Genomic DNA, 22,082 nt, shown 5'->3' on the forward strand with positions numbered 1-22,082 from the left:
TTGATTTATCCCTTCAGTACCGCCGCCAGAAGCACTGGGAGGCGATGAGAACGGTATTTTTTCTTACGTAGTCAACTGTTGTTGTTTCACATCGCCTAATCAATATTCTATCTATCGTAGGAATCGGGAAATTGTAACGTAGGATGAAATAAAAAGCCGACTTCGTCTTGAATCGGCTCGGGAAATTGAAACAAAAGCCGGATGTAACAGAAACATCTACATCCAGCCTCTTTTATGTGCGTACCATCCGAACCAGATGATTCCGGCAAGCATTATAGTGAGGAACGGAATTTCCTTTAGACAGTAGAGAACAAACCGAAGAAGATGGTAAGTAATCCATAAGCCAATGATGTACAGCGGCCATGTATAGATGTGTTCATACCAAAATGATCCGACCTCCAGCCGTGGCTTCAGCCAATAAATACCGATAGGATAGAGAGCAATCATCAAGATAATGATCAGACATCCGATACTTCCGGCAGTATCCTTGGGCCGCTCAGGCTTATGACCTAGCAACTTATGCAATCCCACTTTAAATGCTTCCCCTAAAAACAATTCGATGAGCTTATCCAATGTATATCCTGCCTCCCGGCTAAGTCCTTAAATGCAGACAAAAGCGGAAAGAACAGTTCGTCCTCTCCGCCGCGATGTTTCTTCCAGTAACTTCAGTATCCGTATCCTCCGCGAATACGGTCTTCCATGTGCGTAGCCTGAGTCAATAACAGACATGCGACAATGAACAAAGCAACGCCGATCCAGATATGTTTTCCCCTCTTTTTCGATATTGCAGTGATCGTGTAGACAATGCTGCTCACTTGAATGATTGCTCCGACGATTTTCAATAACAATGCTGTTGTTGCCATAATTCAGACCTTCCTTCTTACAAAGACATCATCCATTCTCCCACTCGTATAGTGAATTGCATTTTTCATGCGGATGGATTCACATTTTACAAATTGATTCTGCGGATGGATTTGCTGTCGTCATCGTAGAAAATGACATTGCCATTGTTGTCGAAACTCAACTGCTTCATTTTCTTGATCGGTGTACCATCCTTGTATTTCAGATTGCTCTCGTCAACGAAGGTAATCATATTACCACCCGTTCCCATCTCATACACCGTTCCCGCGTTCGTCATATACAGCTTGCCATTGTTCGCGGCTACGCTGTCAAAACGAATATCTTCATATTCAGATACCTTGTCCACCTTTACCGGAAACAGTTGCAAGCTGTACATTTTGCTCCGCCCAAACACATACAAGTTGTTGTTTGTCGCGAATGCCCCGGCAACTGGAGCGTAGCCGTAGTAATCAGACAGATCAATTGTACTGTAGTCCGTGCTGCTGGCTACCCGTTCCACCTGAGTCTGATTAAGCTGGCCCTCATACACATGCGATTCATGGGTGCCTGTAACACCGTACAGAACGCTCTTGGAATCAGGAAATGTGATGAAGTCATAGAACCGGGCTTCCTCATGGTTCAGGTCATACGCTACTACACTGACGCCGGATGTGATGTCGTAGATGATGGAACGAGCCGACACCTTCGCGGCAAGGTACAGCTTGTTGTTTGCATTGTTGTAAGCCAGCTTCATCGGTGTCAGACTTTTGTAGTCAAAGTGCTTGTTCTGCCCATTGGCATCCTTGTAATCCCAGTTGAAGTCTTTATCAATGGCTTTGTAGGTTTCTACAGTTCCATTAGAGTTGTTGAATTTACGAATCTTCATCTTCTGGCTGTCCAGAAAGTAGATGTTATTGTCCTTGTCGACAACCATGCTGTCGATCTGATTGATCTTGGCCATCCGTACTGGCCCGTCTACATCACCTGCACCTGATCCGCCAACAAGCGTTTCTACACTGAATTTCTCTGCTTGTGACGGCTGTTGCGGTTCGGTAGATGGTGATGAACCAGTTCCTGATGGGTTCGCGTTTGTTGTCGGAGGCGTTGGCGATGTAGTCGACGGATTGCCGCCCCCGACTTCTTTATTGTCACTTCCATATTGGTACGCCCTCCAGAGCATTACTGTAGCTTCAGCACGAGTAACGGTTGCTTGCGGACGGAATGTTTCATCGGGGAATCCGGAGACCAATCCATTCTCGACTGCGATGGCTACGTAATTTTTGGCGGACTCGGATATGCCGTTGTAATCTTTAAACATCGCTTGAATGGTGCTTTGATCTGGCAAGCGGCTCATATCGTATCCTTTTAACTTGACGAGGGCTACTGTGATATCTTCACGCAAGGCAGGTCCAGAAGGATTGAAAATGTACTGACCGTTCGCCGTACGGTACCCGTTCAGGTAGTCCTTAACCGCTTCTGCAAACGGTGATGCCCAGTTTGTAGCCGGAATATCGGAAAATGATGAATAATTCACCTTGTTTGGCTGAATACCTGAAGCCGTTACCATGATCTTTGCGAATTCAGCCCGAGTGATGGTGTTCTCTGGTCGAAACTTGTGATCTGGATAACCGTCAATCACTTTCCGATTAACCATTTCAGCTATGTACTTGTAAGCCCAATGGGTTGCCGGAAGGTCTGTAAATGACACTGATGGTGTCTTTTCCGGTGCATTCTGCCATTCTTCTCCGTACTCAGGTAGTGCTGCCGATGCTGTTCCAAGCATGCTGAACATTAAAAGTGCTGTAATGATTAGCGATGTCATTCTCTTCATTGACATGGTGTGTTTCTCCTTTCGATGCAGATGATTGTTTTTTCAGATTCTCTTTGGATGATTTTTTGTCTCTGGTTTTAGCGACACCTCCCCATTTGTAGTATTCTGGCAGTAGCCAGTCAGGGCTATTATACAGTTATTTAACTTATATGTGTAGTTAGAATGTCACTATGATAGGATAAGCGTATCAGTCGTCCTCTACTAATCTGAAGTAGGGGTGACGTAATGGTAGAATTCAAACAATTGGTTGGGGATCAAATCCGCAACATACGAAAGCTTAGAGGGATGACGCAAGAGCTGTTGGCGGAGCAATCCGGCCTTAGCTATAGCTATATAAGCGACGTGGAAAGAGGAACCCGTAATATATCACTGGAATCGCTGGGCAAGATCATTGCAGCACTCGGAATCAAGCCTGCCGAGCTATTTGAGATTGCAGATGGCAATGCAAAGCATCCTGATGCAGATGAGATTCAGAATAAGATCAGGGCTTTGAACACATTAATAGCTGATCGTAGCGTAGATGAGGTCAATTTCGTGCTTACAATGGCCCGCGAATTCCTGAACGCTATGGATCGCAAAGGACGTTAAAAGAAGACTGCATTCGATAAAAACGGCCCAATAGGGGGAAAAATCACATATATTTTCCGGTGGTACCACCCTGCATTATTTGCGAGGGGGTGGCCTGCCGTTTCATGCCCTACCCCTGTTGTACGAAAGACTTGGTATCAGTCGCTTGCCGACAGTGATCCAAGTCTTTTTTCGTTTTGAAACCCGGATTGTTGATTCTCGTAGACAATCACCATAACCGAATGAAAGGATTGCTGTTGAATGAATCAGATCGGAGAGCAGTTACAGGTGATGTATTTGGAATACTGGAACCGGTTGAAAAGAGCACTTGCAGATGGGAACGTTAACCTGCACAGCTTATCTAATCCGTTTCTGATCGATGCGGATGAGCCTTATCAAGAGGCTTCGATCAAAGTACTATTTGTTGGGAAGGAAACAAACGGTTGGGGACAATATATTGATCACGTAGATCGAGAACCGGAGGAGGCAATTTGCGACTTACAGAACGATTACATCCGGTTCAGGCGGGATGGTAAATGGGGACATACACCTTTCTGGAGAGCATGCAGAATCATCTATGATAAGCTAAATCCCGGCGGCCCTAAAGACGGTTATATGACCAGCAATCTAATCAAGCTCGATCAGAACAGGACAAGACCCTCACCCGAAGTTGAAGAGATTTTCTGCAACAATTTCCCGTTGCTACCTTATGAGATTAAGGTACTTAGTCCTGATGTTGTTCTCTTTTTTACCGGGCCGTATTATGACGACAGACTGCAACGAACTTTTGCCGGGTCGGTTCTGGATTCAGTGAATGGAATGCCGCTCAATCTGTTATGTCGAGTCATCCATGATAAGCTGCCGTATCACTCTTATCGTACCTATCATCCGAGCTACTCGTTGCGAGGAAATAAGGCGAAGGTAGCCAGATTCGATCCGGTAGTCGATGCCATCGTCAATCTTGTACAGCAATAAAATATTGATTTCCAGCGAGTCAGGGAGCGATCCTTGGCTCGCTTTGTTTTTATACCGCTATTCCACTTGAAAGGGGGTGAACAACATGGTTGTGAAAAAAGGATTGCCAAAAGATGTTTCTACCGTTCTGAAGCAGCTTGTTATGAATGGACACTTCAGTATGGCTGGCCGCGTTCTTCTAACCTACTGCCGCCGAACCTATGGCGTAGATGAAGAAACCGCCGCTCGCTGGACCGTTGCCTACTTTCAACGCGAATTTCCTCAACAACTGCAACGGCACAGGAAACGACTGGCTGGGGCGTGAGGATGTACGATTTTGGGAGAAAGGAGACTGGGAAGATGACTTATGAATCATTCAAGCGTAACAGCCAGAAAGAATACCTCGGATTCTGCGAACAAAAAGGATACATCTACTCTGTGACACTGGATGCAGGGAAGTATGCCGTTGTCGCACTTCGCAATGGGCAGGTCACGGTTCTGATTACTTACACCGTTCAGACATCGCCGATCTTTAGATGAATGGCGAAGCTCGCCGGAAACAGTTCATACAGATGATTGCAGATAGCCGTGCTGTTGTATCGACAGGAGGGTTATTTTTCATGCCATTGAAGGGAGGTAAGACACATGGAGAACGTGCAGGAGTTGTTAGCCAGAAGGAACCAATTGATGACAGCAATGCGGATGATGGATCGAAACGCCCGCTTTGACACTGAGGAAGGCAGGGTATATGCCCAAACACTGATCAAGCTGGTCATGATTGAAATGCAGATTGAAGCCCATGAAAAAGAAAAAATCGCCCGCAAATAGAGACGAGGCGATCAAGAAAAAAAGTATTGTCATCATCATAATTCAAATTCATCAATCACGCAACTGGAGGAGCCGCCGCGGTTTCTCCTTTTTGCATTTCAATGGAGGTCAACCACATGAATGTATATGAAATGCCGTCAATCAAAACGCTGTTTAGCGAGGCACTCGCCGAAAAGCCGGACTCCTATGTCGTGGATCAAATCTTTGCCCGTTTCCCGTCGCTGACCGATCTGATGAATGTCACGGAGCAGGAACTAACCGCCATCAAGGGCATCGGCAAAGTGAAAGCACGCCAAATCATCGCCGCCCTGCAACTCGCACGGAGATTGAATGCACCTGTTTACAGTCATCCGCATGTGATCCGCTCCCCCAAGGATGCAGCCGATTTGCTGGTTCCTGAGATGCGGTATCTGCAACAGGAGCACTTCGTTGTTCTTTTTCTGAACACCAAGAACCATGTCATCGGGCGACCGGAGACGATCTCGAAGGGTTCGCTCAATGCAGCCATCGTGCATCCACGCGAAGTCTTTCGAGCTGCCATCAAGCGATCCGCAGCCTCAATCGTAGTTTCGCACAACCATCCGAGCGGCGACTGCACACCGTCACATGAAGATATTCAACTCACGGCTCGTCTGGTCGAAGCCGGGGATGTTACCGGCATTGAAGTGCTCGATCATATCATTGTAGGCGGAGACCAATTCATCAGCCTCAAGGAACGTGGTCTTATGACTTCATAAACGACGGACATTGAACGCAATCCCATCCGCAGCGGCTCGCTATTATAGCTTGCCGCTGTATCTTTGACCATCAAATTCACATTGGAGGAATATACGCATGAACAACCATCAGCAACAATTTCAGTTACCAGCTGCAACGAACGGAAGCAAGGTCGAACTTCATCCGCATCCGGCAGTTTCAATTACGACAATTGTTGTTCTGCAACACATAACATTACCCGACGCTTCAAGGAAGCTCGTATGCGAATCGGAATGCCGGAATGAACGGATTGAAATCATGGTGCCGAAGGATGTTCCATTCAGCGGGCTGCGAGTCAAATTCAGGTTCATCCGTGAAACAATCGAGCAATTGAGCGGCTGGAAGGTATATCTGTTCAAAATGTACAGTCCCGGAGCAGTCAGCGGTGGAATGTTTGCAGATCGCCAGATGAAGGAATTGTACATCAATGTGGATTTATTGCGGATGCCTCTGCGGGCGATAGTCAAGCTGATCGGCAGCTTGCCTGATCTGCTGTCCGCATTATCAAAACGAGTGAAATCGGCTTTAGACGGATTGTACAAGTCAGACAGGACAAAGACCTTCCGAGTGAACCAACAAGCTTCTGTGGGGCTCACAGTAAGCGAGAATGGCCTTTGCTTCCCTTCCCATTATGTCTTTTCTGCGGACGAACTCTTTGTACATGTTTCGATCAACGACAATGAGGTTTATCTGCGGTTCGACAACGGATTGAGGATGTTCTTTCAAACGCATTTGCAGTTGCCCTTCTATGCTTACAAAACTCCCATCGAGGTCAATAACCAAAGCTACACCATCCCGTTGCCACTTGATGTTTGCAATGAACTGAAACGTGACCAGCAGGAATTGCGTTTTCGTGGTGTATACGGATTAAGGTTGTCCATATCCTGCATCAGCAACCGAAAAGCGGCTCGTTTCGCTCGCCAATTAAAGACCACCCTCTCCGCTCCCTGAGGGAGGACGTAAAGGGTTAACACCCTTTACAATCCCGTCACTCGCCGTACGGCGTTCCTCAGCTAACGCTGAGGACAAGTAAGAGTGTCGGCTTGTCGCACCGCTCAGTCAAGGGTTCGGCTTCGCCCCTACGGCCCTTGACTGGCTTCATGCGACTCGTTAACCAGACTCAGGTCCGTCGAAACTGACAAGAGAAGGGGCCCGCTCACTTCGTTCGCGGGCCCCAGACGCAAAAGCATGAAGATCGCTTTTCCGGATACAATGCATTCGTTATAATAGCATTATGGATGAACTACTTGGCTGCCCCATCTCTTTAGGTGAGGGCAGTTCTTTTTTTATCCCGCTTCTTAAGCTTCAGCGGTGGCAGATCAATGTCACTGAATACGATTTTGTCGGTTCCTAGCAGTTTATTCAGTTTATTGTAGTGGCTGTGGAAAGAACTGCGACTTTTGCTAAAAGCACGCCTACATGCACCTTCTCCTTCAAACTTCATGCGAGTCAGGAAACCAATAAGTGCATTTTTCGATTTGCCGCCCATATCCGCACGATTAATAAGGTCAAGCATAGATTCCATAGAGGATGCTTTTATTGGCTGGTCTACGCCTAATTGCGACAACTTCTGTTTTAGAATCTTCCTGGCATACGCTGGATCAAGCAGCTCGCCAACAAGACGGTGACTGCTCTTCTGACGCATTTCATAATCAGTCAGCTCCACTTCAAACCGCAATAAGCCTTTTGCATCACAGAGATGCTGTGCATGATCCGGTGACTTGTCTTTCTGATGCACCTCAGCGAACTTATTGTAAAACTTGATTATACTCTTGCCTTGCTTCCAAATTACCGATTCCGGTTGCCTGCTCCCCTTCGCACAATAGGTTGTTGGCTTGTAGCCGGGCAGACTGATGGAAGATAGTATCCTCAAGTAAGCTTCCAAATGGTTGTCAACCTTGAAGTTGTGGCAGACGTGGAGTTTTTCGACCTCACATTGTTCAATTCGTGGAATGTCAGACAACCGCAAACGCAGTTGGTATGCCAAGTGCTTCCGCAGTTTGCGATAAAAATGCTTGATGTCGGCAGGCGTAATCTCATACACATTGCTTCCATACATGTAATGTGGGATGGATACTTCGACTTTCATCCAACCCTTTTCGCTATCCTTCTTGTAGGTGTATGTAATACGCGGAACAGACTTGTCCTTAGTGTCAAACAACCTGCAAAAGACTGTGTTCGTATTCGGGTCTTCCTTGATGTCCGTCCATGGAACACTGTCTATTTCTTGCTGAGAAAGCTGCATACCAATATCGATTTTCACTGTATCTATCAATCTACTCACTCCCTATTGTTCTGTTAAAAGTACAGATGTTCACCTATTAGTGAAACTCGCAATTTTATCTAGCTTGTGAAAGTAGATTATCATCCTTTAATCTAATATTCAAGATAACCATGTCTTGAATTTTGGATTATAGTGGTGTATAGTATGGCTACAGAGTGAACAGGAGGATACCAGAATGAACAAGACAATCAAACTAAATCGTGAGCAATTCGAGGAATTAGCCGTAAAGGATGTTGGGCCAAGAATCCGCTACATAAGAGAGCTTCTTCAGAAGGAGTTTGGCGACCAATATTCAAGCAGGAGTGTGGCATTACGCATTGAGATTATCTCTCCGCAGGCATTGTCAGTAATTGAACGCGGGGAAACAAAGGATTGCCCTTACAAAGTCGCATGTGCGATAGCAAAGGATTTTAATGTCGATGTTACTTTGTTCAACGATGATTTTTATGAGCAAGGATTTCGCGTCATCAGCATTCCGTTTCAACAAGAAAAATACAGAACACCTAAGTACAGAAGACGCTTAGGGCTTATGCTCTTTGAAGTTGATAGTGATGATCGGCGTCAAATCATCCACTATGATATTTCTGAAAGAAAGCTGAATAGTGTCTACATGAAATTTGTTGTGTCAATGGCATATTCGTTGTTCAGCCTTTTTAATCTGAAGAATTATTCGAAGTCACACAATAAGATGGCCGCTGAAAGCTACTTGGACTGGAAGAAGTCGTCTCGTTGGATAACTTCAGATGAGTGGAGTAAACATTTTGATCAACTGACAGAGTCCAGTAGCCAACGTAAAACTTCAAAACAATAGAAAGGGGATTTTCAAAATGACAGTGCAAGCACAGAAGAAGAAAATCAAAGACTATCCATCCGTACTCAGCGTTGCCGACATTCAATCGATCTTGGGCATCGGACGCCGCCAAGCATATGAACTGGTCAACTCCGGCTGTTTTCATGTTGCACGAGCAGGTCGAAGGATCATGGTATCAAAAACGGTGTTTCTGACGTGGCTGAAGGGCTCAGCCAACCAAGATTGAGGAGGGAACCTAGCTACATGATCACTGGGAGAATCCGGAAAGGCGAGAAGTGGATCAATTTCATTGCTCCACTAATTGAGCCTGAAGAAAAAGCAAACCGCAAGCCGAAGTCAAAGAGCAGACGTCGAAGCAAGATCGAGGATAGGTTCTTTCTGCTGGAATGTATCGAACAAGGACTTATCTCACGAGAGGATTACGATTACATCATCAAGCATCCCAAGAAAGGGGGTGATTAAATTGAGCTGCAAAACCCGGTGGGCTGCTGAAGCTCGCCTTTTTTTGTCCGAACAATTATAAAGATGGAGGTTAACAGAATGAGTGTTAAGAAAGATGAAAAGCGAGGAACTTTTTACTTTGTCATTGATGCCGGAAAGGACGAGCACGGCAAGCGGAAGCAAATCAAGAAACGCGGATTCCGTACAGAGAAAGATGCCAAGCGTGAAATGCGGAAAGTGCAGCAACAATTGGATGATAACACGTATGTGAAACCATCCAATATGTTGTTTTCGGAGTTTTTGAAGGAATGGCTTGTAAGTAAGTCTGTTAAGCTCCGCAAGGTTACGCTTGAATCCTACACCCAACGTGTCGATCATCACATCAGCCCTGCACTTGGCCATTATGAGCTAACCAAAATTTCAACAGCCATGATTGAGAAGTTTTACATTAAGTTGAAAACGGAAAAGCAGTTGTCCGAGCGTAGCATCCTCGATATTCATAAAGTCTTGAAAAGTTCTTTTGATGCCGCAGTCAAGCGAAAATATGTATCTTACAATCCCGTTAAGGATGCTGAGACTCCAAAAGTATCTCAAAAGGAGATGACGGTCTGGGACTTACCGGAAACCTTGGCGTTCTTGCATGCAGCACGCGATAATCGACTGTATATTGCTTTCTTGTTGGCACTCAACACAGGAATGAGGCAAAGTGAAATTCTTGGCTTAACATGGAAGGATGTTGACCTTGAGAACGGTACTCTTACTGTAAGACAAACATTAAGCCATGACGGCAAGGAGTTGTCCCCACAAACAAAAACAAAAGCGAGTACACGAAGCATAAGCTTGAATAACAAGCTTATTGCCGAGTTAAAGAAACACAAGCGAATTTTAGCCAGAGAAAAGCTTGCCTGCGGGCCGCTGTACAAAGATATGAACCTTGTCGTCTGCACAAGCAACGGAACGCCGGTCATTCCGAGGAATGTATTACGAAGTTTTTATGCAATCATCAAGAAAGCAGAAGTTCCTCGAATTCGATTCCACGATCTCCGGCATACAGTTGCAACACTAATGCTGAAGGAAGGGATAAACCCAAAGATTGTAAAGGAAATTCTAGGACATTCGGATATCAGGATCACCCTTGATACTTACAGTCACGTATTGCCAAGCATTCACAAAGATACAGCTCAGAAATACGGTGACATGCTGTTTGGAAAAGAGAATATGCTCTGATCAAAAAGTTTTGTTGTATGACAGGTGCGGTCATGCGAACGAAACTTTTTGTCGTTTCCGGGGATATTTGTGACCACTGTGACCACGCTGACGGTTGAAATTTTTTGTGACCACAGTTGTGACCACGGCCGTTTTTGAAGAGTTTATTTTAGAATAGTTGAAGTCAGTGCAGTTCATTGCAGCATGCCTCACCACTCATCAAAAGCCGCAGACAAAAATAAAAAACCCTTATGTAGCAAGGGTTTGCAGACTTTTTTGGTGGAGCTAGGCGGAATCGAACCGCCGACTGATCGCTGCCAGCGACCTGTTTTCCCCCTAAACTATAGCCCCGTTTTAAGTTGTGACCTCTACACTGCCAGCGATGCGCTCTCCCAGCTGAGCTAAGGCCCCGTAGTATGTATCGCTCTTTTGAAGAGCACTCCTATAATATATCATAGCGGATAGAGTTGTGCAATACTTTTTTTCAAAAAAAGAAGACGCCCCGGCCTTAGAGGCCAAAAGGGCATCTCCTTCCACAGCAGTTTTATTTCACCGTCCGGTTATACTCCTGGATTTTGGCGGTAATCTCTTTCGCCGCGTCGTCCAGCGCCGCCTTTGGCGTCTTTTTGTTGTTGAGCACCTCTTCGATGGCGCCTTCGACGATTTGTCTCGCTTCCGGAAAAACGCCCATGACGGCGCCCTGCGTAGCCCGGTTCAGTTTGGTATTATGCAGCTGGTCGATCGCCGTCTGGAATTGCGGGAACTTCTTCAGATTTTCCTTCACGCTGTCCTGTTCATACGCTTTGGTCGTGATCGGGAAATATCCGGTGTTGATGTGCCAAAATGCCTGCTGCTCTGGCGAGGTCAGGAATTTGATGAATTCCCAGGCCGCCTTTTGCTCCTCGTCGGGACGGTTGTTCATCATCCACAGACTCGCGCCGCCGACGATGACGCCGCCTTCTTTGGCATCTGCCGGTTTCGGCAAAAAGCCCGTTCCGACCTCGAATTTGCCTGTCGTGCCGTCCACCAATCCTTTGAGCGCCGCCGTGGAGTCGAGGATCATCGCCACCTGGCCGGCGGAGAACGCTTTTTTCGAGTCGTCGGTTTTCCGTCCGAGATTGTTGGCTGCTTTTGTGTCGATCAGATCCTTCCACCACGTCATCACCTTCACGCCTGCGTCGGAGTTCACCAGCGATTCAGTCGCCAGGTCGTCCCGGCCGTTGCCGTTGTTGACGTATTCCGCTCCCTGGTTTGCGAAAAACTGCTCCATGAACCAGCCGTAAATCGCGAAGTTCGCGCCGACCGCTTTGCCCGTTTTTGAAATTTTGTCCGCGGCAGCTTTCAGCTCTTCAAACGTCTTCGGCGGGTTTTCCGGATCAAGTCCGGCTTCCTTAAACAAATCCTTGTTATAATACAAGATCGGATTCGACGTGTTAAACGGCATTGAATACAGCTTGTCGTCGAACGTATAATAGCCGCTGATGTTCGGTTCAAGCTGGCCGACGTCCCACCCGTCCTGATCGATAAAGTTTTGCATCGGCGTAATCAGCTTGGAATCGACCATGAACCGGCTGCCGATTTCGTACATCTGCACGACCGTCGGCCCTTCGCTGGTGCCCATTGACGCCTTCAGCTTGCTCAGCAAATCGTCATATGTTCCCTGGTACACCGCTTCCACCTGGATTTTATCCTGCGACTTATTGAAGTTGTCCACCAATTGATCCACGACCTTCGTCGTCGCCCCGCCCATGGCATGCCAGAACACGACCTTTTGCGCCCCGCTTTTCGTTTCGGCGCCTTTCGTACCGGGATCCGCCGCTTTCGGCTCTTCTTCTCCCATGTTCACGCTGCAGGCTGCCATCAGCAGCATTACCGCTGCCAGCATCAAACTTACAAGCCTCTTCTTCCCCATAGTCTGCATCATTCCTCCCCTTTTATTAAAAAACCTGCCTATTGCCTTGTATGACAAGCCCCGCCGCAAATCAAGGCCGATCACCGCTTTTATCCTTTTACCGCCCCCGCCGCGATGCCGCGCACCAGCTGCTTGACGCCAAAAGCCAGCAGGATGAAGGACGGCAGCAGCACCAGCGTCACCCCGGCCAAAATCAAATTCCAGGACATGACCTCGGCATGCTGCAGCATCGCCACCCCGATTTGGACGGTCCGCATGGACGCCCGGTTCGTAATGAGCAGAGGCCAAAGATAATGGTTCCAATGCGTCAAGAACACGTAGACCGAAAGCGTGGCCAGCGCCGGCCTGGAAAGCGGCAGCACGATCGAAAAATATTGCCGCAAATGCCCGCATCCGTCGATTTTTCCTGCGTCGAACAATTCGCGCGGCAGCTGCAGAAAAAACTGGCGAAGCAGAAACACCCCGAAAGCTCCGGCCATGAAGGGAACGATCAGCCCCTGGTAGCTGTCCATCCAGCCCCAGCTTTTGATCAGCAAATAGTTCGGAATGATCGTCACTTCCCAAGGGATCATCATCGTCGACAGAAACATCGCAAACAGTGCGTTTTTGCCTTTGAAATTCAGGAACGAAAAAGCGTAAGCCGCTAGGCTCGACGTCACGACCTGGCTGATCATGACCGCGGCCGATACGATAAAGCTGTTCAATATGAACCGGACGATCGGAAATCCGGCAATGGCCTCCTTGAAGTTCTCGAGATAGAAACGGGTCGGAAACAACGGCGGCGGAAAATTGGACACTTCTTTTTCGGTCATAAACGACGAAAACACCGTAAAAATAAGCGGATACAGCACCATCAGCGCCAACGCGGCAAGCAGGACGTACAGCAGCAGCGCAGTCGTTCGTTTCGCAATCATTGATAGTGCACCCTCTTTTCCAGAACTTTAAACTGCAGCACGGTCAGCGCCAAAATAATCAAAAATAGGATGAGCGCTTGCGCGCTGCCGATCCCGAAGCGGAAGTTCACGAAGGCGTCCTGGTATATGGAGTACACGATGACGTTGGTGGAGTTGATCGGACCGCCTTTGGTCAGGATATGAATTTGGCCGAAAGCCTGGAAAGCTCCAATCACCGACACGATCAAGGCGAAAAAAATCGTCGGCGACAACAGCGGCATCACGATCCGCACAAACGTGCGTACAGGTCCGGAACCATCGATTTTAGCGCTTTCATAAAGCTCCTCCGGAATGCCTTGCAGCCCGCTGGACAGCACGATGTACAGAAAACCCATGTTCATCCAAACCGTCATGATGGAAATGGAAATGAGCGCCCAGGCCGGGTCGGTCAGCCACGGAATCGGGCCAATGCTTACGAGGCTGAGAAAATAGTTCAACATCCCCGCCGTCGGATGGAACAGCAGAAACCAGATGATGGAGCCCGTACCAACCGAAATGACGATCGGCAGCGAAAATATGAATTGGAAAATCTTCATTCCCCGCAGCTTGTTGTGGGTAATCGCCGCCAAAAACAAGGACCAGATCAGCGAAGTCGGCACCGTATACAAAATAAACAACAGCGTAACGCTCAAATTCGAATACAACTGATGCGATTTGAACAGGGTGACGAAATTTTCGAACCAGACGAACTCGGCCACCTGTCCCCGAGGATCCGTAATCGTCATGCTCAAATAAACGGATTTCAGCATCGGGTAAAACAAAAACATGATAAATAAAATGATCGAAGGCGCCAGAAAAGCGTAAGCCAAGACATGCTCTTTCCAAACGTTCCGTTTGGACATCCTTCTTTTAGGATTTTTTACATTTAAAACGCTTTCATAATTAGACAAATCGATGACCCCTCCCATGTCTCCCGATGTATTTTCGTCATAACCAGCCCATATATGTTATTATCTTACATTTGATATTTTGCCGTTGTCAACGAATTTTCACAATTTATTTTCGAACAACCTTGACAAAATTAAAATAAATTTCAGAACTTTACAACGGCACATAAGTAAAGAATGCACCGAGAATGCCGTGTTTTTGCCGGTTAACCCCGGAAAATAAAAAAGACGCAAGCGGCTTGATGTCTTCCACCTAGCCGTTTGCGCCTTCGGACATCCGGTCATTCGACCGAGTCGGGCATCGTATTCTTCGAAAGCAGCCCCTTCAGCTCTTTCATGAACATGTTGATGTCTTTGAACTGCCGGTATACGGAGGCAAAACGCACATAAGCAACCTCGTCCACCGGATACAGCTGCTCCATGACCAGCTCGCCGATGTGGCGGCTTTCGACTTCCGCTACCGCGGTGTTGCGAAGCGCTTTTTCTACCTCGGACACGATGGCTTCAAGCTGTTCCACCGATACCGGGCGCTTCTCGCATGCGCGGATGAGGCCGCGCAGCACTTTGTCCCGGCTGAATTCCTCGCGGCTTCCTTCTTTTTTGATGACGATCAGCGGAGTTTCCTCCACCATTTCGAACGTCGTAAAACGCCTGCTGCATTTTTCGCATTCGCGTCTGCGGCGGATCGATTTGTTGTCGTTGGCCGGACGGGAGTCGAGCACCTTGGTGCCTGCGTAATCGCAGTAGGGACATTTCATGCATACTCACTTCCTTTACCTTGAGGGTGGATGGGATGATATCAAAATTACTTATAATTTCCAACTGAAAAACATCTAAAAAAGTGATGAAGTTTGAATCTTTGAGACATACTACTTTTACAAACAGCAAGGAGGTGAACATCAATGGCTCAAAACAACAACTCCAACAACCTGGTAGTACCTAAAGCTACTGCAGCCCTGAACCAATTGAAATACGAAGTTGCTCAGGAACTGGGTATCTCCATCCCACAAGACGGATACCAAGGTAACATGACTTCCTATGAGAACGGTTCGATCGGGGGACTCATCACTAAACGTCTGGTGACCCTGGCTGAACAACAACTGGCTGGTCAATTCCAATAATACATGCATCCAAAGAAGTATTGGGGCAGCCGATGAGGCTGCTTCAATACTTTTTTTGCCATGATGGGAAGCGTCAGAGCAAAACCCCGCTCATGGAATTACTTCGGATGGCTTGTCCGCCCCAAATTCAAAACTCGTTGTATATCCGCGTATATTGATTATAATAATAAATCACCCGCTGAACATAGTGCCTTGTTTCGCCGATGGGAATATCTTTGACGGATTCCAGCGTTCCGTCCCAAACTCCCTTTTTGAGCCACCCGTCCACCTTGCCCGGTCCTGCATTATAGGCCGCGATGACGGCGATGCGGTTCCCTTTGAACTGGTTGCTCAAATTTCTCAGGTACCAGGTTCCGATGGCAATGCTCGCCTCCGGTTTATGTTTGATATGGTCCATCGTCACTTCCGGGAGCTTGGCCTGCTCCATGACCCACTGGGCTGTATCGGGCATCAGCTGCATCAAGCCGAGCGCTCCTTTTTTCGATTCCTTGCCCAGCTTGTAGTTGGATTCCACGCGGATGATCGAGGCGACCAAAAACGGGTCAACGTCATAGCGCTCCGCCTGCTGACGAATGTTATCCTTGTAATAGATCGGGTAAAACCAGGACATCCAGTTCGTGCTGAAAAACAAAACCGCGACAAAACCGATGAACAGCAGCAGCAGGACTCTTTTTTTGCGCAAAAATCGAAAAGCCTTCATACATATCCCGCTTGAAGCCAGAACCGATCCACTTGCCGCTCCGTTTCCTCAGCGTCCCCGCTGTTGTCGATCACGATATCGGCCTTCCGCTTCTTTTCCTCAATATCCATTTGCGACCGGATCCTTGCCGCCGCTTCCTCCGCCGTCAATTGGTTTCGCCGCATCAATCGCTCCAGCTGAACGTGCTCCGGGGCATAAACCACCATGACGCGTTCAAACATATGTTCAAGTCCCGATTCGTATAAAAGGGGAATGTCCACGACCACCAGCTTGTCCGGATGTTCCCGCTGCAAATCGTCCATCCGCCCGCGGATCTCCTTCCGGATGGCAGGATGCGTGATGTCATTCAGAGCTTTGCGCTGGGAAGGGTCGCGGAATACGATATCCCCAAGCTTCTTCCGGTCGAGGGTGCCGTCCTCAAGAATAACGGCTTGTCCAAAATGCCCGGCAACCGCCGCCAAAACGGGATGACCCGGGAGCATGACTTCCCGGGCGATCGCGTCGGCATCGACAAGCAGAGCCCCTTTGTTGACAAGGAGCGCGGACACGGTGCTTTTTCCTGTTGCAATACCTCCGGTTAACCCGATATTCATGTGCAAAACCACCTCATAACAGCTTTATTATTCCCATGGCGATCAATAACAACGCCGGAAGCGCGGTAAAATGCCGCATCCATGATCTTGCCGCGAATTTAAAGCCGGTTTTCATGCCGACCACCAAAAACGTTCCGCTGAACAGCGCGATGACGAGCGCGGTCCAAACGGGCGAAAATCCCAGCAATGCAGCGCCGAGTCCGGCCCCGAAAGCGTCCAGCGATAACGCAATGCCAAGCCACATCGCCTCGAATCCCGAAATGCTGCCCGATTTATCGATATCGGCCGAAGACGGCGTCCGCAAAATGCGGATGACGAGGCCCAGCTTGCGGATTTCGAGCGAAAATACCGTTTGCTCCGGCATTTCCCTGGAAGCCGTCGACAACGCGGCCCCGCTTGCACGGCTTTGGTCCGAAGCTTTGATGTTTGCCGTATGTTTATCGTCATGTTTGTCGTCCCGTTCCTTTTCCTTCTGAATCACCAACTGGATCAAGGACCACGACCCCATGATGATCAAAATGACGGCCCCGACAACCGAAGCAGCGTCCGGTGATACGACGCGGGCCAAAAGCACGCCGACCTGCATCGATATATAAATGATGACGCCGGAACATATGGAGATGATGACGACGGACAACGACGAAATCTTCATCTGCCTCAACCCATATGTAATCCCGACCCCGAAACTGTCCAAACTTAAAGCAAACGCAAGCAGGAGCAGCGAAAAGACATGACTGAGCACCCCTGGTTTCCCTCCCCTTGTCGAAACGGCCGATCCCGAACCCGCGGCTCTGAAAAAGAACCGGGGTCTTGAAGCTTCCGTTTCCCCTGAAGTCCACTACGGTCTCAGTATATGGGAGGGACAAACAAGGAGTGCACGCCCATGCTTTTATTTAATCCAGGGTCTGGCAGACCGGGCAATAATGCGTACCGCGTCCGCCGACCACGGTCTTTTCGATCGGCGTTCCGCAGGTGACGCAAGGCTCGTTTTGGCGTCCGTAAATTTTCAGCTGATGCTGGAACATCCCCATTTCCCCTTGCCCGTTGACATAGGATTTGATGGAGGAGCCGCCAACCTCAACCGACTCCGCCAGCGTGGCCACGACTGCCTGGTGCAAAGCTTCAAACTGCTTGTCCGTCAGCGTGTTCGCCGGCTGCTCGGGGTGAATGCCCGCGCGGAACAGCGACTCATCCACATAAATATTCCCGATGCCGACGACATATGCTTGGTTCAGCAGAACCGCCTTGATTTTCGAAGTTTTTCCTTTTAGCGCTTCTTTAAACTTCCCGGGGGTAAAATCCGGATCCAGCGGCTCCAAGCCGAGCTTGTTTAGCGGCGGCAAAGCAAACTCTTCCCCCGGCTGGAATAAGTGCATCGTTCCGAACTGGCGGACGTCCTTGTAGCGAAGTTCGGTCCCGTCGGTAAAATGGAAAATGACATGCGTATGTTTTTCCACGGGATCGGAGCCGGCGTACACGCCGTATCGCCCCTCCATCCGGAGATGGGATACCAGGACCAGGCCGTCCAGGAGAATCCGCAAAAATTTGCCGCGGCGCTCCACGCCTTCGATCCGATGTCCTGCCAGCATAAAAGCAAACTGATCTATATCGTCAGGGCGCTGGATAATCCGCGCCAAATTTACGGTAACCCGGTCAATGACCTTGCCTTTGACCAATTGATTCAACGTTCTTTTGACTGTTTCAACCTCCGGCAATTCCGGCATGATGTCTTCACCTCATCCCCATTATAACGGATGCGGGGCCTTCATGGGGCATTATTTCGCTTCGTACCAATTCATGCCATAGCTGACTTCCGCTTTTAACGGCACGGACAGCTTCAGGGCATTTTCCATCGTTTCCGGCACGAGTTTTTTCATCAGCTCCAGCTCGTCTTCCGGCACTTCGAATACAAGTTCGTCATGCACCTGCAGCAGCATGCGGCTTTTCAGTTTTTGCTCCGCCAAAGCGGCATCCATATGCACCATGGCCAGCTTGATGATGTCCGCCGCGGTTCCTTGAATCGGGGTGTTCATCGCCGTACGCTCCGCGAACGAACGCAGATTGAAATTGCTTGCGTTGATTTCGGGCAGGTAACGCCTTCTCTCCAGCAGCGTCTTCACGTACCCGTCCCGTTTCGCATCGCGTACGATCTCGTCCATATAGCGCCGGACGCCGCTGAACGCATCGAAATATTGGTCGATGAAACGCGCGGCTTCCTTCCTGGTGATGTTCAGGTTTTGGGACAGGCCGTAATCGCTGATGCCGTAGACGATGCCGAAGTTGACCGCCTTGGCCGAACGCCGCATATTGGCATCCACTTCGTCCGCGGTGACGCCAAAGACGTCCATCGCCGTTTTCGTATGGATGTCCATGTCGTGCAGGAACGCTTCTTTCAGGCCTTCATCGTCGGAAATATGGGCAAGCACGCGCAGCTCGATTTGCGAATAGTCCGCCGCCAGGATATACCAGCCCGGCTCCGACGGCACGAACACCTTGCGGATTTTCCGGCCTTCCTCGAGGCGGATCGGAATGTTTTGCAAATTCGGAAACTGGCTGCTGAGACGGCCCGTCGCCGCGATGGTTTGTCGGTAATAGGTATGCACTTTTCCCGTTTCCGGCGAAATCTCCTTCAGGAGACCCTCCACGTAGGTCGATTGCAGCTTGGCGATCGTCCGGTATTGCAAAATGAGACGCACGATATCGTGGTATGGCGCAAGCTTTTCAAGCACCTCGGCATCGGTGGAATAACCCGTCTTCGTTTTTTTGATGACCGGAAGGCCGAGCTTCACGAACAAAATTTCGCCCAGCTGCTTCGGCGAATTCAAGTTGAATTCGGTGCCGGCGATCTCGTAAATATTTTTGACCAGCTCGTCGATCTGCGCCTCGAACTCTTTGCCCAGCTCCGTCAGATCGTTCTTGTTCACCGAAATCCCCTGTTTTTCCATGTCGGCCAAAATGCGCGACAACGGCATTTCGAGGTCATGGAACAGCGATGCCATTTCGTTGCCCTCAAGCTCTTTTTCCTGCAGCGGAATCAGGTCCAGAATGGCCGCTCCCTTGGCGGCAAGATGTTTGCTCAGGACCTCCGTCTCAGGCACCTTGTATTTTGCGCCTTTGCCGAAGACGTCCTCGTCGGACGCCAGCGTCTGCAGCCCGTATTTCGCCGCAAGCGCATGGAGGTTTTGATTGGATTCGGTCGGGTCGAGCAGGTAAGCCGCCAGCTGCACGTCAAACGATGCCCCGGCAAACGCAATGCCTTTCCAGTGCAAAGCCAGATCCGTCCGGTGCAGGTCATACCCGCGTTTTGGAACCCCGGCGTCCGCAAGCCACTTTCGGACAGGCTCCGCGGCTGCGGATTTCAAAACCTCAAACGGTACGTAGAAATGCTTCTCCGGACCGGAAAAAACCACGCCGACCACATCGGCATGATGGGGATTTTCCCCGTTTGTTTCCACATGCAGCGCTTCGATGGAGCCAAGCGCGTCGTTCAATTCGGCGATCCGGTCCTCGGTCAAAACCTCCACGTTCACTTCCTTGGCCGGAGCCTGCTGCGGGCCGGATGGGTCGGAGGCGCTGCCGTCTCCCTTGAACGACAAACGTTCGAGCAGCGATTTGAACTCCAGCTTCGCCAGCGCAGGACCTGCGCTTTCTTCCTTTAATCCATCAAAGATCATGTCGTCGAACGACTTGTCCAGCGGCACCTCGCGGTAAATCGTCGCCAGCTTTTTGCTGAGGACGGCATCCTCCGCGTGGGTTTCGATTTTTTCTTTCATCTTGCCCTTCAGCTCAGCGGTGTTCGCGAGCACTTCCTCGACCGATCCGAATTGATGAAGGAGTTTGAGCGCCGTTTTTTCCCCGACGCCCGGAATGCCGGGGATATTGTCGGAAGCGTCGCCCATCAGCCCTTTCAGGTCGATGATCTGCAGCGGCTTCAGGCCGTATCTTTCATGAATCTGCTCAGGACTGTACGTCTCGATTTCCGTTACGCCCTTGCGGGTAAGCCCCACCTGGACTTGGTCCGATGCAAGCTGGAGCATATCCTTGTCTCCGGTGACGACGAGAATGTCGTGTCCCGCTTCCTCCGCGATCCGCGATACGGTGCCGATGATATCGTCCGCTTCGTAACCTTCAAGCTCAAACTGCGAAATGCCGAATCCCTGCAGCAGCTCCTTCAGCAGCGGAAACTGTTCGGACAGCTCCGGAGGCGTCTTTTCGCGGCCGCCTTTGTATTCCTGGTATCCTTCGTGGCGAAACGTCACTTTGCCCGCGTCGAAAGCCACCATCATATGCGTCGGTTTATGGTCCTCGATCAGGCGAAGCAGCATATTCGTAAATCCGTACACGGCGTTCGTGTGCAGTCCCTTGGTGTTCGTCAGCGGGGGCATCGCAAAAAATGCCCGGTAAATGATACTGTTTCCGTCGATCAGAATCAGTTTGCTCATACAGCACCTTCCCTTTTTTAAACTTCCTTATTTCGAATGAAAATGACCCGTCGGATGTATTTCAATGAAGACGCACCGCTTGGTTGCGGAATGATCCCTTGCTTGATTTCTCAGCGGTTCGAGCGTTCGATTTCTTGTAAGCCATGCCTTCTAATATCTTAACACATGACCCTGTATTCGAGAAAAAAATCGGGGGCATAAATAGAAAAACACCGGAAAAATTTCCGATGTTTTCATCCATTTCAATGTTTAAAGCCAAATTGCTACCTTCTATGCGTTAAACAGCGTTTTACCGGTTCAAATCCGGGCGTTTTCCCGTCACGAGATACACGGCGCTTTCCCCGATGTTTGTCGCGTGGTCCGCGATCCGTTCGATATAACGGCCGACGAGCGTGAGCAGCAACGCTTGGGACAGCGAATCCGGATGGACTCTCATATGATCGTATAATTCCGTTAAAATGCGGCTGTACAACAGATCGACCTGGTCGTCGTCCTGCGCCATTTTGTAGGCAAGGTCGGTGTTTTCGTTCAAGTAGGACGTGATCGCTTCCTCGATCATCACTTTGACGATTTCCGCCATTTGCGGAATGTCGATCAGCGGCTTGATCAACGGCTCGCCCTGCAGGCGCAAAGTCACTTTGGCCACGTCAAGGGCAAGGTCGCCCATGCGTTCAAGATCGCTGGAGATTTTAAAAGCAACCAAAATTCTGCGCAAATCCTTGGCAACCGGCTGCTGGGTAACGATCAGACGCGACCCGATATCCATAATTTCCTCTTCCATCTGATTGAGCAGCACGTCCGCCTGCACGATTTCCTGCGCCTTTTCGCTATCCTGCGTCTTGAGGCTGAGAACCGCTCCGTCGAGCGCCTCAACGACATGCTCCCCCATTCGAACAAGCAGCGAACGCAGCTGGTCCAGGTCGTGATCCAATTCTTTTCTCCGAATCATGGCCGAT

General features: G+C 49.2%; 26 protein-coding genes and 1 tRNA gene. 12 read left to right on the forward strand and 15 right to left on the reverse strand.

The genetic code is table 11. From position 1 onward, the window contains the following. Nucleotides 1-216: 216 nt before the first annotated feature. From MKY58_RS19980 to MKY58_RS19990, 3 genes are all read right to left on the reverse strand, one after another. Nucleotides 217-573: a hypothetical protein gene (locus tag MKY58_RS19980; RefSeq protein WP_339321788.1), complete on the reverse strand. Its 357-nt coding sequence runs from the start codon at nucleotides 571-573 to the stop codon at nucleotides 217-219. Between the two features lie 92 nt (nucleotides 574-665). Continuing rightward, nucleotides 666-863: a hypothetical protein gene (locus tag MKY58_RS19985; protein ID WP_339321789.1), complete on the reverse strand. Its 198-nt coding sequence runs from the start codon at nucleotides 861-863 to the stop codon at nucleotides 666-668. A gap of 86 nt (nucleotides 864-949) precedes the next feature. Next, nucleotides 950-2,677, reverse strand: coding sequence for an S-layer homology domain-containing protein (locus tag MKY58_RS19990; protein ID WP_339321790.1), 1,728 nt, complete (start codon nucleotides 2,675-2,677; stop codon nucleotides 950-952). A 219-nt stretch (nucleotides 2,678-2,896) separates the two neighbouring features. Here MKY58_RS19990 and MKY58_RS19995 point away from each other — a divergent pair, with 219 nt between their 5' ends. The 7 genes from MKY58_RS19995 to MKY58_RS20025 all read left to right on the forward strand — a co-directional run bounded on the left by MKY58_RS19995 (nucleotide 2,897) and on the right by MKY58_RS20025 (nucleotide 6,727). Next, nucleotides 2,897-3,259, forward strand: coding sequence for a helix-turn-helix transcriptional regulator (locus MKY58_RS19995; RefSeq protein ID WP_110841797.1), 363 nt, complete (start codon nucleotides 2,897-2,899; stop codon nucleotides 3,257-3,259). Nucleotides 3,260-3,499: 240 nt separating this feature from the next. After that, nucleotides 3,500-4,213, forward strand: a complete 714-nt coding sequence (locus MKY58_RS20000) for a hypothetical protein (protein WP_339321791.1) — start codon at nucleotides 3,500-3,502, stop codon at nucleotides 4,211-4,213. An 85-nt stretch (nucleotides 4,214-4,298) separates the two neighbouring features. Further along, a complete protein-coding gene (locus MKY58_RS20005; protein WP_339321792.1) occupies nucleotides 4,299-4,517 on the forward strand; it encodes a hypothetical protein in 219 nt (72 codons plus the stop codon). A gap of 35 nt (nucleotides 4,518-4,552) precedes the next feature. Beyond that, nucleotides 4,553-4,732: a hypothetical protein gene (locus MKY58_RS20010; RefSeq protein ID WP_339321793.1), complete on the forward strand. Its 180-nt coding sequence runs from the start codon at nucleotides 4,553-4,555 to the stop codon at nucleotides 4,730-4,732. 105 nt (nucleotides 4,733-4,837) lie between these two features. After that, nucleotides 4,838-5,020: a hypothetical protein gene (locus MKY58_RS20015; RefSeq protein WP_339321794.1), complete on the forward strand. Its 183-nt coding sequence runs from the start codon at nucleotides 4,838-4,840 to the stop codon at nucleotides 5,018-5,020. 116 nt (nucleotides 5,021-5,136) lie between these two features. Then, entirely contained in the window at nucleotides 5,137-5,757 is a 621-nt protein-coding gene (radC, locus tag MKY58_RS20020) for a DNA repair protein RadC (RefSeq protein WP_339321795.1), read from the forward strand. Between the two features lie 97 nt (nucleotides 5,758-5,854). Then, entirely contained in the window at nucleotides 5,855-6,727 is an 873-nt protein-coding gene (locus tag MKY58_RS20025; RefSeq protein ID WP_339321796.1) for a hypothetical protein, read from the forward strand. A 313-nt stretch (nucleotides 6,728-7,040) separates the two neighbouring features. Here MKY58_RS20025 and MKY58_RS20030 read toward each other — a convergent pair whose 3' ends face one another. Further along, nucleotides 7,041-8,051 (reverse strand): phage/plasmid replication protein, encoded by a 1,011-nt coding sequence (locus MKY58_RS20030; RefSeq protein ID WP_339321797.1) that lies wholly within the window; start codon nucleotides 8,049-8,051, stop codon nucleotides 7,041-7,043. A gap of 184 nt (nucleotides 8,052-8,235) precedes the next feature. On the opposite strand from MKY58_RS20030, the gene MKY58_RS20035 reads away from it, so the two are divergent. The 4 genes from MKY58_RS20035 to MKY58_RS20050 all read left to right on the forward strand — a co-directional run bounded on the left by MKY58_RS20035 (nucleotide 8,236) and on the right by MKY58_RS20050 (nucleotide 10,539). Next, nucleotides 8,236-8,871 carry a hypothetical protein gene (locus MKY58_RS20035; RefSeq protein ID WP_339321798.1) on the forward strand — a complete coding sequence of 212 codons (636 nt, stop codon included), beginning with the start codon at nucleotides 8,236-8,238 and terminating at the stop codon, nucleotides 8,869-8,871. A gap of 16 nt (nucleotides 8,872-8,887) precedes the next feature. Beyond that, the gene (locus tag MKY58_RS20040) at nucleotides 8,888-9,097 is read left to right on the forward strand and encodes a helix-turn-helix domain-containing protein (protein WP_339321799.1); all 210 of its coding nucleotides are present in this window, start codon (nucleotides 8,888-8,890) and stop codon (nucleotides 9,095-9,097) included. A 17-nt stretch (nucleotides 9,098-9,114) separates the two neighbouring features. Beyond that, complete coding sequence (locus MKY58_RS20045; protein ID WP_339321800.1) at nucleotides 9,115-9,333, forward strand: hypothetical protein; 219 nt, start codon at nucleotides 9,115-9,117, stop codon at nucleotides 9,331-9,333. Nucleotides 9,334-9,411: 78 nt separating this feature from the next. Beyond that, nucleotides 9,412-10,539, forward strand: coding sequence for a site-specific integrase (locus tag MKY58_RS20050; RefSeq protein ID WP_339321801.1), 1,128 nt, complete (start codon nucleotides 9,412-9,414; stop codon nucleotides 10,537-10,539). Between the two features lie 256 nt (nucleotides 10,540-10,795). On the opposite strand, the gene MKY58_RS20055 is transcribed toward MKY58_RS20050, so the two are convergent. The 5 genes from MKY58_RS20055 to nrdR all read right to left on the reverse strand — a co-directional run bounded on the left by MKY58_RS20055 (nucleotide 10,796) and on the right by nrdR (nucleotide 15,028). After that, nucleotides 10,796-10,869, reverse strand: a tRNA-Ala gene (locus MKY58_RS20055). A 193-nt stretch (nucleotides 10,870-11,062) separates the two neighbouring features. After that, nucleotides 11,063-12,430, reverse strand: coding sequence for an ABC transporter substrate-binding protein (locus tag MKY58_RS20060; RefSeq protein WP_339321802.1), 1,368 nt, complete (start codon nucleotides 12,428-12,430; stop codon nucleotides 11,063-11,065). 89 nt (nucleotides 12,431-12,519) lie between these two features. Further along, nucleotides 12,520-13,344 (reverse strand): carbohydrate ABC transporter permease, encoded by an 825-nt coding sequence (locus MKY58_RS20065; protein ID WP_339321803.1) that lies wholly within the window; start codon nucleotides 13,342-13,344, stop codon nucleotides 12,520-12,522. Then, complete coding sequence (locus MKY58_RS20070; protein ID WP_339321804.1) at nucleotides 13,341-14,225, reverse strand: sugar ABC transporter permease; 885 nt, start codon at nucleotides 14,223-14,225, stop codon at nucleotides 13,341-13,343. Before MKY58_RS20070 ends, MKY58_RS20065 begins: the two co-directional genes overlap by 4 nt. Before the next feature lie 326 nt (nucleotides 14,226-14,551). After that, nucleotides 14,552-15,028, reverse strand: coding sequence for a transcriptional regulator NrdR (gene nrdR, locus MKY58_RS20075; protein WP_339321805.1), 477 nt, complete (start codon nucleotides 15,026-15,028; stop codon nucleotides 14,552-14,554). 144 nt (nucleotides 15,029-15,172) lie between these two features. Here nrdR and MKY58_RS20080 point away from each other — a divergent pair, with 144 nt between their 5' ends. Further along, nucleotides 15,173-15,391, forward strand: coding sequence for an alpha/beta-type small acid-soluble spore protein (locus MKY58_RS20080; protein WP_036707882.1), 219 nt, complete (start codon nucleotides 15,173-15,175; stop codon nucleotides 15,389-15,391). 127 nt (nucleotides 15,392-15,518) lie between these two features. On the opposite strand, the gene MKY58_RS20085 is transcribed toward MKY58_RS20080, so the two are convergent. The 6 genes from MKY58_RS20085 to phoU all read right to left on the reverse strand — a co-directional run bounded on the left by MKY58_RS20085 (nucleotide 15,519) and on the right by phoU (nucleotide 22,075). Then, nucleotides 15,519-16,091 carry a lytic transglycosylase domain-containing protein gene (locus MKY58_RS20085; RefSeq protein ID WP_339321806.1) on the reverse strand — a complete coding sequence of 191 codons (573 nt, stop codon included), beginning with the start codon at nucleotides 16,089-16,091 and terminating at the stop codon, nucleotides 15,519-15,521. Continuing rightward, on the reverse strand, nucleotides 16,088-16,684 hold the full coding sequence (coaE, locus tag MKY58_RS20090) for a dephospho-CoA kinase (protein WP_339321807.1): 597 nt from the start codon (nucleotides 16,682-16,684) through the stop codon (nucleotides 16,088-16,090). Before coaE ends, MKY58_RS20085 begins: the two co-directional genes overlap by 4 nt. 13 nt (nucleotides 16,685-16,697) lie before the next feature. Then, nucleotides 16,698-17,426 carry a manganese efflux pump gene (locus MKY58_RS20095; protein ID WP_339321808.1) on the reverse strand — a complete coding sequence of 243 codons (729 nt, stop codon included), beginning with the start codon at nucleotides 17,424-17,426 and terminating at the stop codon, nucleotides 16,698-16,700. A 151-nt stretch (nucleotides 17,427-17,577) separates the two neighbouring features. Next, the gene (gene mutM, locus MKY58_RS20100) at nucleotides 17,578-18,408 is read right to left on the reverse strand and encodes a DNA-formamidopyrimidine glycosylase (protein ID WP_339321809.1); all 831 of its coding nucleotides are present in this window, start codon (nucleotides 18,406-18,408) and stop codon (nucleotides 17,578-17,580) included. 51 nt (nucleotides 18,409-18,459) lie between these two features. Then, nucleotides 18,460-21,126 (reverse strand): DNA polymerase I, encoded by a 2,667-nt coding sequence (gene polA, locus MKY58_RS20105; protein WP_339321810.1) that lies wholly within the window; start codon nucleotides 21,124-21,126, stop codon nucleotides 18,460-18,462. Between the two features lie 289 nt (nucleotides 21,127-21,415). Beyond that, complete coding sequence (phoU, locus tag MKY58_RS20110) at nucleotides 21,416-22,075, reverse strand: phosphate signaling complex protein PhoU (RefSeq protein ID WP_339321812.1); 660 nt, start codon at nucleotides 22,073-22,075, stop codon at nucleotides 21,416-21,418. Nucleotides 22,076-22,082 lie beyond the last annotated feature (7 nt).

Source organism: Paenibacillus sp. FSL W8-0194, assembly GCF_037969745.1.
Taxonomy (GTDB): Bacteria; Bacillota; Bacilli; order Paenibacillales; family Paenibacillaceae; genus Paenibacillus_AQ; species Paenibacillus_AQ cookii.

Coding starts and splice junctions, on each gene's coding strand:
- MKY58_RS19985 (WP_339321789.1), bottom strand. CDS start 863: ATGGCAACAACAGCATTGTTATTGAAAATCGTCGGAGCAATCATTCAA.
- MKY58_RS19990 (WP_339321790.1), bottom strand. CDS start 2,677: ATGTCAATGAAGAGAATGACATCGCTAATCATTACAGCACTTTTAATG.
- MKY58_RS19995 (WP_110841797.1), top strand. CDS start 2,897: ATGGTAGAATTCAAACAATTGGTTGGGGATCAAATCCGCAACATACGA.
- MKY58_RS20000 (WP_339321791.1), top strand. CDS start 3,500: ATGAATCAGATCGGAGAGCAGTTACAGGTGATGTATTTGGAATACTGG.
- MKY58_RS20005 (WP_339321792.1), top strand. CDS start 4,299: ATGGTTGTGAAAAAAGGATTGCCAAAAGATGTTTCTACCGTTCTGAAG.
- MKY58_RS20010 (WP_339321793.1), top strand. CDS start 4,553: ATGACTTATGAATCATTCAAGCGTAACAGCCAGAAAGAATACCTCGGA.
- MKY58_RS20015 (WP_339321794.1), top strand. CDS start 4,838: ATGGAGAACGTGCAGGAGTTGTTAGCCAGAAGGAACCAATTGATGACA.
- radC (WP_339321795.1), top strand. CDS start 5,137: ATGAATGTATATGAAATGCCGTCAATCAAAACGCTGTTTAGCGAGGCA.
- MKY58_RS20025 (WP_339321796.1), top strand. CDS start 5,855: ATGAACAACCATCAGCAACAATTTCAGTTACCAGCTGCAACGAACGGA.
- MKY58_RS20035 (WP_339321798.1), top strand. CDS start 8,236: ATGAACAAGACAATCAAACTAAATCGTGAGCAATTCGAGGAATTAGCC.
- MKY58_RS20040 (WP_339321799.1), top strand. CDS start 8,888: ATGACAGTGCAAGCACAGAAGAAGAAAATCAAAGACTATCCATCCGTA.
- MKY58_RS20045 (WP_339321800.1), top strand. CDS start 9,115: ATGATCACTGGGAGAATCCGGAAAGGCGAGAAGTGGATCAATTTCATT.
- MKY58_RS20050 (WP_339321801.1), top strand. CDS start 9,412: ATGAGTGTTAAGAAAGATGAAAAGCGAGGAACTTTTTACTTTGTCATT.
- MKY58_RS20060 (WP_339321802.1), bottom strand. CDS start 12,430: ATGGGGAAGAAGAGGCTTGTAAGTTTGATGCTGGCAGCGGTAATGCTG.
- MKY58_RS20065 (WP_339321803.1), bottom strand. CDS start 13,344: ATGATTGCGAAACGAACGACTGCGCTGCTGCTGTACGTCCTGCTTGCC.
- MKY58_RS20070 (WP_339321804.1), bottom strand. CDS start 14,225: ATGTCCAAACGGAACGTTTGGAAAGAGCATGTCTTGGCTTACGCTTTT.
- nrdR (WP_339321805.1), bottom strand. CDS start 15,028: ATGAAATGTCCCTACTGCGATTACGCAGGCACCAAGGTGCTCGACTCC.
- MKY58_RS20080 (WP_036707882.1), top strand. CDS start 15,173: ATGGCTCAAAACAACAACTCCAACAACCTGGTAGTACCTAAAGCTACT.
- MKY58_RS20085 (WP_339321806.1), bottom strand. CDS start 16,091: ATGAAGGCTTTTCGATTTTTGCGCAAAAAAAGAGTCCTGCTGCTGCTG.
- coaE (WP_339321807.1), bottom strand. CDS start 16,684: ATGAATATCGGGTTAACCGGAGGTATTGCAACAGGAAAAAGCACCGTG.
- mutM (WP_339321809.1), bottom strand. CDS start 18,408: ATGCCGGAATTGCCGGAGGTTGAAACAGTCAAAAGAACGTTGAATCAA.
- polA (WP_339321810.1), bottom strand. CDS start 21,126: ATGAGCAAACTGATTCTGATCGACGGAAACAGTATCATTTACCGGGCA.
- phoU (WP_339321812.1), bottom strand. CDS start 22,075: ATGATTCGGAGAAAAGAATTGGATCACGACCTGGACCAGCTGCGTTCG.